This window comes from Pseudomonas sp. SED1, from assembly GCF_034044025.1.
GTDB lineage: Bacteria > Pseudomonadota > Gammaproteobacteria > Pseudomonadales > Pseudomonadaceae > Aquipseudomonas.
Genome location: NZ_JAXCIS010000208.1, coordinates 1 through 13,372 on the forward strand (window position 1 = coordinate 1; position 13,372 = coordinate 13,372).

Here is a 13,372-nt window from a genome sequence, read left to right on the forward strand (position 1 = left end):
TGTGTCGTTTTCAAGAGCGGTGATCACACCGCCTCCCGTCGCCGATCCTCCCTTGGGCACTTGGCGAACCTCGCCCGGTAACTGCGGGTGAAATACGACGGCGACTCAAACCCGCAGGCGATGCTCACTTCCAGCACGCTCATGTCAGTCTGGCGCAACAGCTGCCGAGCCTTCTCCAGGCGCAAGCCCAGGTAGAAATTGCTCGGCGTGTCGTTCAGGTGCAACCGAAACAAGCGTTCCAACTGCCGTCGCGTCACCTTGATCGCTTCCGCCAGCGCCAAGGTGCTCAGCGGCGGCTCGGTGTGCTGTTCCATCTCACCAATCACCTGCACCAACTTCTTGTTGTTGATGCCGTAGCGCGTGGCGATCTGCATGCGTTGGTGGTCTTTGCGCGGGCGGATGCGGCCGAGCACGAACTGTTCGGACACCTGGATCGCCAACTCGGGCCCGTGGGCCTGGCTGATCAGGTCGAGCATCAGGTCGATGGAGGCGGTGCCACCCGCCGAGGTGATGCGCCGGCGGTCGATCTCGAACAGCTCCTGGGTCACCGTCAGCTGTGGATAAGACTCCTTGAAGGCGTCGATGGCTTCCCAGTGCAGGGTCAGCCGATGGCCGTCGAGCAGGCCGGCTTCAGCGAGCACAAAGCTGCCGGTGTCGATGGCACCGAGGGTCACGCCGTCGTGTTCGAGACGGCGCAGCCAATGCTCAAGTGCCGGGGTGGCGAACTTCAGCGGTTCAAAGCCGGCCACCACCAATAAGGTCGCGCCCTTTTTCAGCGGCTCCAGTGCGGCGTCGGCGTTGACCGACATGCCATTGCTCGCCAACACCGCGCCGCCGTCGGCACTCAATACGTGCCAGCGGTACAGCTCGCCTCGGAATCGGTTGGCAACCCGCAGCGGTTCGATCGCGGAGATAAAGCCGATGGCGGAGAAGCCCGGCATCAGCAGAAAGTAGAAATCCTGGGACATGGAGCGCTCTCGTAGGACGGACAGCGTGGTCACTGTGATACGCCAGTTCATTCGGTCATTCAAGGGGGCAGGTCGCTGCAGTGCAAGAGCTGGTCGCCGCCGTGCGTTTTGTCGCACTGCAAGCTGCGTAACTTGGCTGCACGGCGCACAAAGACGCCGGAACCCACAATAACAACCTGCCGAGGGAACCACCATGAACCGACTGATCAGCCGCTGCGTGCTCGCACTCAGCGCCAGCGCCATTTTGAGCACCAACGTCATGGCAGCCGATGCGGCTTCTTGCCAGAACGTGCGCATGGGCGTGGTGAACTGGACCGATGTAATCGCCACCAGCGCCATGACTCAAGTGTTGCTCGACGGCCTCGGCTACAAGACCAAACAGACCAGCGCGTCCCAGCAAATCATCTTTGCCGGGATCCGCGACCAGCGCCTGGACATGTTCCTGGGCTACTGGAACCCGTTGATGACCCAGACCATTACTCCGTTTGTCGATGCCAAGCAGGTCAAGGTGCTCGACAAGCCGTCGCTGGAAGATGCCCGCGCTACGTTGGCAGTGCCGACTTACCTGGCTGATAAAGGCCTGAAAACCTTCGCCGACATCGCCAAGTTTGAAAAAGAACTGGGCGGCAAGATCTACGGCATTGAACCGGGCTCGGGCGCCAACACCCAGATCAAGGCGATGATTGCCAAGAATCAGTTCGGCCTCGGCAAGTTCCAACTGGTGGAATCCAGCGAGGCCGGCATGCTCGCCGCCGTCGACCGCGCCGTGCGCCGCAAGGAAGCCGTGGTGTTCTTCGGCTGGGCGCCGCACCCGATGAACGTCAACGTGGCGATGACGTACCTCACCGGCAGCGATGACGCGCTGGGCCCGAACGAGGGCATGGCCACCGTGTGGTCCGTCACGTCGCCGACCTACGCCGAGCAATGCCCCAACGTTCACAAGTTGCTCAGCAACCTGACCTTCACCGCCGCCGACGAGAGCCGAATGATGCAGCCGCTGCTGGATCACAAGGACGCTTTCGAATCGGCCAAGCAATGGCTCAAGGACCACCCGCAAGACCAGCAGCGCTGGCTGGAAGGCGTGACCACCTTTGACGGCAAACCCGCCGCGGCCAACCTGCAATTGACCAGCAAATAAACGCTATTGAATCACCGCTTCGCAGCCGCTCCTGGCTGCGAACGGTATGACTACGCCTGAAAATCACGCCTGTAAGGAACCTGCCCCATGAACCACGACGTCATCATCACCTGCGCACTCACCGGTGCTGGCGACACGACCGCCAGAAGCCCTCACGTGCCGGTCACTCCCAAACAAATCGCCGCCGCGGCGGTGGAAGCTGCCAAGGCCGGTGCCACCGTGGTGCATTGCCACGTACGTGATCCTGAAACCGGCAAGTTCAGCCGCGACGTCGCGCTGTACCGCGAAGTGATGGAGCGCATCCGCGAGGCGGACGTCGACATCATCGTCAACCTCACCGCCGGCATGGGTGGCGACCTGGAAATCGGTGGCGGCGAGAACCCCATGGAGTTCGGCCCCAACACCGACCTGGTGGGCCCGCTGACCCGCCTGGCCCACGTGGAAGAGCTGCTGCCGGAAATCTGCACCCTCGATTGCGGCACCCTGAACTTCGGTGATGGCGACACCATTTACGTCTCCACCCCGGCGCAACTTCGAGCGGGCGCCAAACGTATTCAAGAGCTGGGCGTAAAAGCCGAGCTGGAAATTTTCGACACCGGTCACCTGTGGTTCGCCAAGCAGATGATCAAGGAAGGCTTGCTCGACAACCCGCTGTTCCAGCTGTGCCTGGGCATCCCGTGGGGCGCCCCGGCCGACACCACCACCATGAAAGCCATGGTCGACAACCTGCCGGCAGACGCTGTGTGGGCCGGCTTCGGCATTGGTCGCATGCAGATGCCGATGGCGGCACAAGCGGTACTGCTGGGCGGCAATGTGCGGGTCGGCCTGGAAGACAACCTGTGGCTGGACAAGGGCGTGCTGGCGACCAACGGCCAGTTGGTGGAACGCGCCAGCGAAATCCTCAGCCGCTTGGGTGCGCGGGTCATGACCCCTGCCGAGGGCCGCGTGAAGATGGGCCTGACCAAGCGCGGCTAAGGCGCACCACACGACTCCCAGCAGGAACCGAATCAAATGTGGGAGCGGGCTTGCTCGCGAATGCGGTGAATCAGTCACCGAATGCATCAACTGACACACCGCTTTCGCGAGCAAGCCCGCTCCCACATTTTGATCTTGGCTCTCACACAGAATCACCGAACTCTTTAGGAATTTGCCATGAGCTTTATCACTGAAATCAAAACCTTCGCCGCGCTGGGCAGCGGTGTTATCGGCAGCGGCTGGGTATCCCGCGCCCTGGCCCATGGCTTGGACGTGGTGGCCTGGGACCCGGCGCCTGGTGCCGAAGCGGCCCTGCGCAAACGTGTCGACAACGCTTGGGGCGCCCTGGAAAAACAAGGCCTTGCACCCGGCGCCTCGCAAGACCGCTTGCGCTTTGTGGCCACGATTGAAGAGTGCGTGAAAGACGCCGACTTCATCCAGGAAAGCGCCCCGGAACGCCTTGAGTTGAAGCTGGAACTGCACAGCAAGATCAGCGCGGCGGCCAAGCCGAATGCCTTGATTGGCTCGAGTACTTCGGGGCTGTTGCCGAGCGAATTTTATGAAGGTTCCACGCACCCGGAACGTTGCGTGGTAGGCCATCCGTTCAACCCGGTTTACCTGTTGCCGCTGGTGGAAGTGGTGGGCGGCAAAAACACTGCGCCAGAAGCCATTCAGGCAGCGATCAAGGTGTATGAATCCCTCGGCATGCGCCCATTGCATGTGCGTAAGGAAGTGCCCGGGTTTATCGCTGACCGACTGCTGGAAGCCTTGTGGCGTGAGGCGTTGCACCTGGTCAACGATGGTGTGGCAACCACCGGCGAAATTGACGACGCGATTCGGTTTGGCGCTGGTTTGCGCTGGTCATTCATGGGCACGTTCCTGACCTATACCCTGGCCGGCGGTGATGCCGGGATGCGCCACTTCATGGCGCAGTTCGGCCCGGCGTTGCAGTTGCCGTGGACCTACTTGCCGGCCCCGGAACTGACCGACAAGTTGATTGACGATGTGGTGGATGGCACCAGCGACCAACTGGGCAAACACAGTATCTCGGCGCTGGAGCGCTATCGTGATGATTGCCTGCTGGCGGTGCTGGAAGCGGTGAAGACGACCAAGGAAAAACACGGTATGACCTTCGCCGAATAGACGATGAACATCCAATGTGGGAGCGGCGGTGCGACGATTCGACTTGCTCGCGAAAGCGGTGTATCAGTCGATGCAATCACCGCCTGGCACACCGCCTTCGCGAGCAAGCCCGCTCCCACATTTTGACTGCGTACATCTTGGAATTTAAGTCATGCCCGCATTGACCACCTACACCACCAAAATTCTCCCCGACTGGGTCGACTACAACGGCCACCTGCGCGATGCGTTCTACCTGCTGATCTTCAGCTACGCCACCGATGCGCTGATGGACACCCTGGGCCTGGACAGCGAAAACCGCGAAGCCAGCGGCAACTCGCTGTTCACCCTGGAGTTGCACCTCAACTACCTGCACGAAGTGAAGCTGGGCGCCGCCGTCGAAGTGCACACCCAACTCATCGCCCACGACCGCAAGCGCTTGCACCTCTATCACAGCCTGCATCTGGTGGGAGACGAAAAGGAGCTGGCCGGCAACGAGCAAATGTTGCTCCACGTCGACCTCGCCGGCCCGCATTCGGCGCCGTTCAGCGAGGCGGTGCTGGGCAAGCTTGCAAGCATCAGTGCCGAACAAACCGACCTGCCGAAGCCCGCCCTGCTCGGCCGCGTGATTGGACTGCCACCCCAGAAATAAGGAATCGCCATGCAAACCGCCGCCACTGTTGCCGACTTCCGTACTTACCCGCTGATCAGCGACCTGGCCGAGGTGCAGGTGCGCAGCGATCACTTGCGCGTGCAATGGGCCGATGGACGGGTTAGCCCGTTCCATCACCAGTGGCTGCGAGACAACTGCCCGTGCCCGACCTGCGTCTACAGCGTGACCCGTGAACAGGTGCTGGAAATCGTCGATGTGGACGAAAACCTTACAGCTGTCAGCGCGCGTATCCACCAGGGTTTGCTGACGGTTGAATGGAGTAGCGGGCATCACAGCCAGTACGATCCCGGTTGGCTGCGAGCGCATGCCTACGACGATGAGTCCCGCGCTGAACGTCGGGCGGCCAAACCGAAATCCAAACTGTGGGACCGTACTTTCGAGCTGCCCGTGTTTGACTACGCAGCACTGATGGAAGACCCGAAAGCCCTGCTGCAATGGTTGCTGGCCGTGCGTGACAGCGGCCTCACGCAAGTGCGCGGCGTGCCCACCGAACCCGGCTCCCTGACACTGATCGCCAAGCGCATTTCGTTCATTCGCGAGAGTAATTTTGGCGTGTTGTTCAACGTGCAATCCAAGGCCGATGCCGACAGCAACGCCTACACCGCATTCAACCTGCCGCTGCACAGCGATTTGCCCACCCGGGAGCTGCAACCGGGACTGCAATTTTTGCATTGCCTGGTGAACGACGCCGACGGTGGCGAGAGTATTTTCGTTGATGGTTTCGCCATAGCCCGGGCGTTGCGCGATGAAGACTCCGAAGCCTTTCGCGCGCTGTGCGAAATCCCTGTGGAGTTTCGCAACAAGGACCGTCACAGCGACTATCGCCGGCTGGCACCGATCATTGCGCTGGATGCCCTGGGTGAAGTCGCCGAGATTCGCATGGCCAACTTTCTGCGCGGGCCGTTTGAGGCGCCGGCAGAGCAGATGCCCTTGCTGTATCGCGCCTATCGCCGGTTTATTGCAATGACCCGGGAGGAGCGTTTTCGGCTGGTCAAACGGCTGAACCCGGGCGAGCTGTGGTGCTTCGATAACCGCCGCACCCTGCATGCGCGCAATGCGTTTGACCCGGCTTCCGGTGCGCGGCATTTCCAGGGCTGCTATATCGATCGCGATGAGCTGCTGTCCAGGATATTGGTGTTGCAGAGGTAGACCGAGGCGCGCCCTTCGCGAGCAAGCCCGCTCCCACATTTGACCGAGTTCCTCCTGAAAAAACGCGGTCAAATGTGGGAGCGGGCTTGCTCGCGAAGGGGCCCGCACAACCACTACAAATTCAGCCAAAAAAAAGCCCCGATCAAGCCGTGACAGGATCGGGGCAGAGTGCTTTGTGTGAGCTGCGCATCCCGAGGGTGACCAAACCTTCAAGCTGCTTGCTGGGTTCCAGTGTGCACACTCCCCTCTCCTGCGAGTTAGCCGAAAACGACCTGTTCATAGGCGTACCGGACATTCGCGCATTCAGGCCTTGCCGACTCGGTAATGGCCTACCAGAATCGACCTCAGTCCCCCCGCTCCCCTAACAAGGATAAACGTCATGATGCACGCGGATTTGATTGACCAGGATGACCTGCTGGGCCAGCTGCGGTCGTTGGGTTTCGAAGTGTCCAGCGGCGCTACCGCCGAGCAGGCTTGTGAGTGTGCGGTGCGCGGTTTGAGTGAAGCGCGGGCCAAGGCGCTGAAGAACATGGTTGAGCAGATGTACACCGGCAGCGCGACGATCTTGCCGGCGGTGAGGCAGGCGATCGATAAGCAGTTGTTGCCGGCTTTGGTGCAGTTCAGGCAGAACTCTGGCGCCTGATATACCGCATTCGCGAGCAAGCCCGCTCCCACATTCGACCGCGTTCCTACTGAAAAAACGCGGTCAAGTGTGGGAGCGGGCTTGCTCGCGAATGCAGGCGACTCGGTCTAAAGCCTTACACTGGCGAAAGTCGACTCATTCCTGGCCTGGCTCAACGCCGACAACGGCCCGGACAACGGTGACAACACCAGCGCCTGCGGAATCGGCATCATCGCCACTTGCTGCGTGGTATTGGACCCCACGCGCTCATCCCGCGGCGGAATGCCGAAGTATTCGCGGTAGCACTTGGAGAAGTGCGGCGTGGAGACAAAACCGCACACCGACGCCACTTCGATGATCGACATCGGCGTTTGCTTGAGCAATTGCCGCGCACGGATCAAGCGCAACTTGAGGTAATAGCGCGATGGCGAACAGTGCAGGTATTTCTGGAACAGCCGCTCCAGCTGACGCCGGGAAACCGCGACGTACACCGCCAGTTCGTCGAGGTCGATCGGCTCTTCCAGGTTGGCTTCCATCAGCGCGACGATTTCCTGCAGTTTCGGCTGGTTGGTGCCCAGCATGTGCTTGAGTGGCACACGCTGGTGATCCTGTTCGTTGCGGATGCGCTCGTACACAAACATCTCGGAGATCGCCGCCGACAATTCACGGCCGTGGTCGCGGCTGATCAGGTGCAGCATCATGTCCAGCGGCGCAGTGCCGCCGGAGCTGGTGAAGCGGTTGCGGTCGAGGGTGAACAAGCGTGTGCTCATGGCCACGCGAGGGAAAGCTTCCTGCATCGACGCCAGGCATTCCCAGTGCACGCTGCAATCAAAACCGTCCAGCAGGCCGGCGCAGGCCAGGGCCCAGCTGCCAGTGCACACGGCGCCAAGGCGACGGGACTGGCGCGCCTGGCTTTGCAGCCACGACACGTGCTCACGGGTCACGGTGCGCTGGATTCCCACGCCGCCGCAGACGATCACGGTGTCCAGGGCCGGGGCTTTGTGCATGGAGGCATCGGGAGTGATTTGCAGACCGTCGCTGGCCCACACCTGGTTTCCGTCCACACTCAACGTCGTCCAGCGATACAGCTCGCGGCCGGAGAGTTGGTTGGCCATGCGCAGGGGTTCGACTGCGGAGGCCAGGGAAATCAGCGTGAAATTGTCCAGCAGCAAAAAGCCGATGGATTGAGGCGCACGGTTCTGGGGTTGAGCCCCTGAGTTGAACGACGTCATCGCGGTATCTCCTCACACAAAGCGGGTGATGGCCTCAGGCGAGGCTCTTGTTATTGCGCTCATCACCTTAAGGAAACTCCTGTGGCGAGAGGCTTTGTATTGATAGAGCAAATGCCATGCCTAAAGTTGAATGCGCATTCAATAACTCCTGAAAACGACCTCATGACGTGTCTATATAAGCCCGCGCATGGAGTGCGGGATATGACCCGAAAACGACCTGAGAGGACGCTGGCTCAGGGTGTGTGAGCAGATCGGTAGCACTTGTGGGAAGGGAGAGAAACGACGTGGGAAAAGTCTGTCACCACAAGCACGGGTGACAGAGGGTCGTGGTAGGAAATCGTTCGGGAGCTACTTATCTAATTGCGACGCGCTAAAAGGTGGCGTGACGAGTTGGTGATGCTCAATGTAGGAGCGAGCTTGCTCGCGAAAAACCTGAGAGCGCCGCGCTGACTCAGGATGAGCGCGTTATCGTTCACGACCTTCGCGAGCAAGCTCGCTCCTACAGGGGGGGCTTACTTCAACACTCCACCGCACTCACCGCCAACCCGCCCCGCGATGTTTCCTTGTACTTGTCATGCATATCCGCCCCGGTATCCCGCATGGTGCGGATCACCCGATCCAGCGAGATAAAGTGCTGGCCATCCCCCCGCAGCGCCATCTGCGCGGCGTTGATCGCCTTCACCGCAGCAATCGCATTACGCTCGATACACGGCACCTGCACCAGGCCGCCTACCGGGTCGCAGGTCAGGCCGAGGTTGTGTTCCAGGCCGATTTCCGCCGCGTTGCACAACTGCTCCGGCGTAGCACCGAGGATCTCCGCCAACCCCGCCGCCGCCATGGCGCACGCCGAACCGACTTCACCCTGACAACCGACCTCGGCACCCGAAATCGACGCGTTCTTTTTACACAGGATGCCCACCGCCGCCGCCGCGAGGAAATAGTCGACGACGTTGGCCTCGGTCACTTCTTCGCTGAACTTCATAAAGTAATGCAACACCGCCGGGATGATCCCCGCCGCGCCGTTGGTCGGTGCCGTGACCATGCGTCCGCCGGCGGCGTTTTCTTCATTCACCGCCAGGGCGAACAGGTTGACCCATTCCATCGCGCTCAGGGTCGAGCCGATCACATTCGGCTTGCCCAGCTCCTGCAAGCTGCGGTGCAACTTGGCCGCGCGGCGCCGTACATTAAGGCCGCCGGGAAGAATGCCTTCGTGCTTGAGACCTTGCTCCACGCAATCCTGCATGGCGCGCCAAAGCTTCATCAGGCCGCTGCGGATCTCGTCTTCCGAGCGCCAGGTTTTTTCATTCGCCAACATCAGTTCAGCGACCCGCAGGTTGTGGGTCTTGCACAACTGCAGCAACTCCACCGCACTGAAAAAATCATAGGGCAGCTCGGTGCGGTCCATGTCCGCCACGCCGCTGGTGGCCTGGGCTTGATCCACCACAAACCCGCCACCCACCGAGTAGTAGGTGTCGCGGTGCAACTCACCGTTATCGCCGAACACCACCAGGGTCATGGCATTGGGATGGAACGGCAGGTTTTCGTCGATCAGGCGCATGTCCCGCGCCCATAAGAAAGGCACCGGCAAATGTCCGTCCAGCAACAGTGTGTTGGTCTCGCGCAGGGTTTCGATGCGGATGCCAATCTGCGACGGATCGATCGCGTCGGGCCACTCGCCCATCAGGCCCATGATCACGGCGTTATCGCTGCCGTGGCCGATGCCGGTGGCCGATAAGGAGCCAAACAGCTGAACTTCGACGCGCGTTACTTGTTCCAACACATCACGTTCACGCAATCCTTGAACGAACAACGCCGCGGCGCGCATGGGGCCGACGGTGTGAGAACTCGAAGGCCCAATGCCGATCTTGAACAGGTCGAAAACGCTGATAGCCATTGACGTGAAACTCCTCGATGAGCACAGGCCAGGCGTAGAAAAGCACCTGGTGACGGAGCTGCTACGCTCATGTCGCAATCCGCCGAGATGCGGCCATCATCAAGCTTTTGTTGGCGCTCACGGCGTCTCACACCGACGTACCCATGCTCATCAGCGCCGCTGTTGTGGAAGGCGACGTTTTGGCCGTTTTTTGCGGTTCAGATCGGTAAAAAGTGCAGTTTTGCCGTTGAAAAAATCTGTAAGCGACGTCACCGACACTGGATACGACCATCCCTGTACTGGATACGACGCCCCCTGTAGGCGTCAGATTTTCACTGGTACATGATCAGTCTCGACTCGTTTGCACAGTTGCGTGGCAGAGCTGTGCCGCACGCCCAACCGCAACACCTATAAGCGCGGTGTTATTGCCGCCAGAAAAACACCAGGAGTCCACCCCCATGAAAGGTTCACCGTCGTTGTTGTTGGCCGCCATGCTGAGTCTGCCAGTCCTGGCTCACGCTGCAGAACCGGCGCAATGCCAGACCGTCAACTTCTCCGATGTCGGCTGGACCGACATCACCGTCACTACCGCCACCACCAGCGAAGTTCTCAAGGGCCTCGGCTACAAACCCCGCACCACGATGATTTCCGTACCGGTGACCTACAAGTCCCTGGCCGATGGCAAGAACATGGATATCTTCCTCGGCAACTGGATGCCGACCATGGAAAACGACATCAAGCAGTACCGTGATGCCGGCACCGTGGAAACCGTGCGCGCCAACCTGGAAAACGCCAAGTACACCCTGGCCGTACCGGAAGCGCTGTACAACAAGGGCCTGAAAGACTTCGCCGACATCGTCAAATTCAAGGATGAGCTGGGCGGCAAGATCTACGGCATCGAGCCGGGCAACGACGGCAACCGCACCATTCAGACCCTTATCGACAAAGACGCTTTCGGCCTGAAAACCGCAGGTTTCAAAGTGGTTGAATCCAGCGAAGCCGGAATGCTCTCGCAGGTGGAACGCGCCACCAAGCGCGACCAGGCCATCGTGTTCCTCGGCTGGGAACCGCACCCGATGAACACCCGCTTCAAGATGAAGTACCTGACCGGGGGTGATGATTCATTCGGCCCCAACTACGGCCAGGCCACCATCTACACCAACGTCCGCAAGGGCTACACCCAGGAATGCAGCAACGTGGGCCAGTTGCTGAAAAACCTGTCGTTCACCCTGAACATGGAAAGCACCCTGATGGGCAACGTCCTGGACGACAAAATGAAGCCTGACGCCGCCGCCAAGGCGTGGCTGAAGAAGAACCCGCAAGTGCTCGACACCTGGCTCGCCGGTGTCACCACTGTCGATGGCAAACCAGGATTGGAGGCCGTCAAAGCTTACCTCGCCAAGTAACCGCTGACCCCGGGCCGGTACGCTGGCCCGGGATGTTTTTCCTCTTCGCATGTGGACATTCACTACCATGCTGACTGAACATAAAATCCCGCTAGGCCAGTACATCGCTGCCTTCGTTGAATGGTTGACCCAACACGGGGCCAACTACTTCGACGCAATCGCATCGACCCTGGAAACGATGATCCACGGCGTGACGTTCGCGCTGACCTGGTTCAATCCACTGGCATTGATCGGTCTGATTGCGCTGCTCGCTCACTTCATTCAACGCAAATGGGGCCTGACGGTGTTTGTCATCGCCTCCTTCCTGCTGATCCTGAATCTTGGGTACTGGCAGGAAACCATGGAGACCCTGGCGCAGGTGCTGTTCGCCACCCTGGTCTGCGTGGTGATCGGCGTGCCGCTGGGCATCGTTGCCGCGCACAAGCCGATGTTCTACACCCTGATGCGGCCGGTGCTCGATCTGATGCAGACCGTACCGACCTTCGTCTACCTCATCCCTACCCTGACCCTCTTCGGGCTGGGTGTGGTGCCCGGGCTGATTTCCACGGTGGTGTTTGCGATTGCCGCGCCTATCCGTCTGACTTACCTGGGTATCCGTGATGTGCCGCAAGAGTTGATGGACGCCGGCAAGGCCTTTGGCTGCTCGCGCCGTCAGTTGCTCTCGCGGATTGAACTGCCCCACGCCATGCCGAGCATCGCCGCCGGCATTACCCAATGCATCATGCTGTCGTTGTCGATGGTGGTTATCGCAGCCCTGGTGGGCGCCGACGGCCTCGGCAAACCGGTGGTCAACGCACTGAACACCGCCGACATCGCCCTGGGCTTCGAAGCAGGCCTGGCGATCGTATTGCTGGCCATCATGCTCGACCGCATCTGCAAACAACCCGACGCCAAAGTAGGGGGTGATGCATGAGCATTATCCGGTTCGAAAATGTCGACGTGATCTTCTCCAAAGACCCACGCGAAGCGCTCAAGCTGCTGGACCAGGGCATGACGCGCAACGAGATCCTGAAAAAGACCGGGCAGATTGTCGGCGTTGAAAACGCCAGCCTGGATGTCGAGAAAGGCGAGATCTGCGTGCTGATGGGCCTGTCCGGCTCGGGCAAGTCGAGCTTGCTGCGCTGCATCAACGGCTTGAACACCGTCAGCCGCGGCAAGCTGTTTGTGGAGCATGAAGGTCGGCAGATCGACATCGCGTCCTGCACCCCCGCCGAGCTGAAAATGATGCGCACCCAGCGCATCGCGATGGTGTTTCAAAAGTTCGCCCTGATGCCTTGGCTGACGGTGCGCGAAAACATCAGCTTCGGCCTGGAGATGCAGGGCCGCCCGGAGAAAGAGCGGCGCAAGCTGGTGGACGACAAGCTGGAACTGGTGGGCCTGTCGCAGTGGCGCAACAAGAAGCCCGACGAGCTTTCCGGCGGCATGCAGCAACGTGTCGGCCTGGCCCGCGCGTTGGCGATGGACGCCGATATCCTGCTGATGGACGAACCCTTCTCCGCACTCGACCCGCTGATCCGCCAGGGTTTGCAGGATGAGTTGCTGGAGCTGCAACGCAAGCTGAGCAAGACCATCGTATTTGTAAGTCACGACCTGGATGAGGCGCTGAAACTCGGCAGCCGCATCGCGATCATGAAAGACGGCCGGATCATCCAGTACAGCGTGCCGGAAGAGATCGTGCTGAACCCGGCGGATGACTATGTGCGTACCTTCGTGGCCCACACCAACCCGCTGAATGTGCTGTGTGGCCGCAGCCTGATGCGCACGTTGGATAACTGCACCCACGTCAACGGCTCCATCAGCCTGGACCCGGGCGGTGACTCGTGGCTGGACCTGGCGGAAGGCAACACCATCAAGGGCGCGCGGCAGAACGGCGCGGTGCTGAACTTGCAGAACTGGGCACCGGGGCAAGCCGTGGAAGGTTTGGGACGGATACCGACGCTGGTGGATTCCAATATCGGGATGCGCGATGCGTTGCAGATTCGGTACCAGACAGGCAACAAGCTGGTGCTGCAGGACGACAACAAGGTGGTAGGGATTCTGGGTGACAGCGAGCTCTATCACGCCCTCTTGGGCAAGAACCTGGGCTAACAGACACCGCGAAATAAATGTGGGAGCGGGCTTGCTCGCGAATGCGGTGTATCAGTGTCAGATGTACTGACTGACACTGCGCATTCGCGAGCAAGCCCGCTCCCACATTTTGCTCAGGTGGTGTCAGTA

At 60.3% G+C, this 13,372-nt stretch carries 12 protein-coding genes and 1 pseudogene; 9 read left to right on the forward strand and 4 right to left on the reverse strand.

Annotated elements, in window-relative coordinates; all coding sequences use genetic code 11:
* Positions 1-23: 23 nt before the first annotated feature.
* The gene (locus SNL23_RS26775; RefSeq protein ID WP_076017923.1) at positions 24-968 is read right to left on the reverse strand and encodes a GlxA family transcriptional regulator; all 945 of its coding nucleotides are present in this window, start codon (positions 966-968) and stop codon (positions 24-26) included.
* A 193-nt stretch (positions 969-1,161) separates the two neighbouring features.
* Between SNL23_RS26775 and SNL23_RS26780 the strand changes: the two genes are divergently transcribed.
* The 6 genes from SNL23_RS26780 (at position 1,162) to SNL23_RS26805 (ending at position 6,665) form a co-directional block, all read left to right on the forward strand.
* Positions 1,162-2,106 (forward strand): choline ABC transporter substrate-binding protein, encoded by a 945-nt coding sequence (locus tag SNL23_RS26780; RefSeq protein ID WP_076017815.1) that lies wholly within the window; start codon positions 1,162-1,164, stop codon positions 2,104-2,106.
* A gap of 87 nt (positions 2,107-2,193) precedes the next feature.
* Complete coding sequence (locus tag SNL23_RS26785; RefSeq protein WP_003216924.1) at positions 2,194-3,081, forward strand: 3-keto-5-aminohexanoate cleavage protein; 888 nt, start codon at positions 2,194-2,196, stop codon at positions 3,079-3,081.
* Positions 3,082-3,258: 177 nt separating this feature from the next.
* Complete coding sequence (locus SNL23_RS26790) at positions 3,259-4,224, forward strand: L-carnitine dehydrogenase (RefSeq protein ID WP_076017814.1); 966 nt, start codon at positions 3,259-3,261, stop codon at positions 4,222-4,224.
* A gap of 151 nt (positions 4,225-4,375) precedes the next feature.
* The gene (locus SNL23_RS26795; RefSeq protein WP_167664133.1) at positions 4,376-4,852 is read left to right on the forward strand and encodes a thioesterase family protein; all 477 of its coding nucleotides are present in this window, start codon (positions 4,376-4,378) and stop codon (positions 4,850-4,852) included.
* A 9-nt stretch (positions 4,853-4,861) separates the two neighbouring features.
* Positions 4,862-6,022 carry a gamma-butyrobetaine dioxygenase gene (locus SNL23_RS26800; RefSeq protein WP_318304168.1) on the forward strand — a complete coding sequence of 387 codons (1,161 nt, stop codon included), beginning with the start codon at positions 4,862-4,864 and terminating at the stop codon, positions 6,020-6,022.
* Between the two features lie 379 nt (positions 6,023-6,401).
* On the forward strand, positions 6,402-6,665 hold the full coding sequence (locus SNL23_RS26805) for a hypothetical protein (RefSeq protein ID WP_017476443.1): 264 nt from the start codon (positions 6,402-6,404) through the stop codon (positions 6,663-6,665).
* 107 nt (positions 6,666-6,772) lie between these two features.
* Here the strand turns inward: SNL23_RS26805 and SNL23_RS26810 are convergent, their stop codons facing one another.
* From SNL23_RS26810 to SNL23_RS26820, 3 genes and pseudogenes are all read right to left on the reverse strand, one after another.
* Complete coding sequence (locus SNL23_RS26810) at positions 6,773-7,876, reverse strand: GlxA family transcriptional regulator (RefSeq protein ID WP_003216915.1); 1,104 nt, start codon at positions 7,874-7,876, stop codon at positions 6,773-6,775.
* Between the two features lie 401 nt (positions 7,877-8,277).
* Positions 8,278-8,367: pseudogene (locus SNL23_RS26815) on the reverse strand (outer membrane lipoprotein carrier protein LolA); the annotation flags it as partial.
* A gap of 26 nt (positions 8,368-8,393) precedes the next feature.
* Positions 8,394-9,770: an L-serine ammonia-lyase gene (locus tag SNL23_RS26820; RefSeq protein ID WP_318304169.1), complete on the reverse strand. Its 1,377-nt coding sequence runs from the start codon at positions 9,768-9,770 to the stop codon at positions 8,394-8,396.
* A gap of 437 nt (positions 9,771-10,207) precedes the next feature.
* Here SNL23_RS26820 and SNL23_RS26825 point away from each other — a divergent pair, with 437 nt between their 5' ends.
* From SNL23_RS26825 to choV, 3 genes are all read left to right on the forward strand, one after another.
* A complete protein-coding gene (locus tag SNL23_RS26825; RefSeq protein WP_017476446.1) occupies positions 10,208-11,155 on the forward strand; it encodes a choline ABC transporter substrate-binding protein in 948 nt (315 codons plus the stop codon).
* Between the two features lie 67 nt (positions 11,156-11,222).
* Positions 11,223-12,068: a choline ABC transporter permease subunit gene (gene choW, locus SNL23_RS26830; RefSeq protein WP_076017809.1), complete on the forward strand. Its 846-nt coding sequence runs from the start codon at positions 11,223-11,225 to the stop codon at positions 12,066-12,068.
* Positions 12,065-13,243, forward strand: coding sequence for a choline ABC transporter ATP-binding protein (gene choV, locus SNL23_RS26835; protein ID WP_076017808.1), 1,179 nt, complete (start codon positions 12,065-12,067; stop codon positions 13,241-13,243). Before choW ends, choV begins: the two co-directional genes overlap by 4 nt.
* Positions 13,244-13,372: the final 129 nt, after the last annotated feature.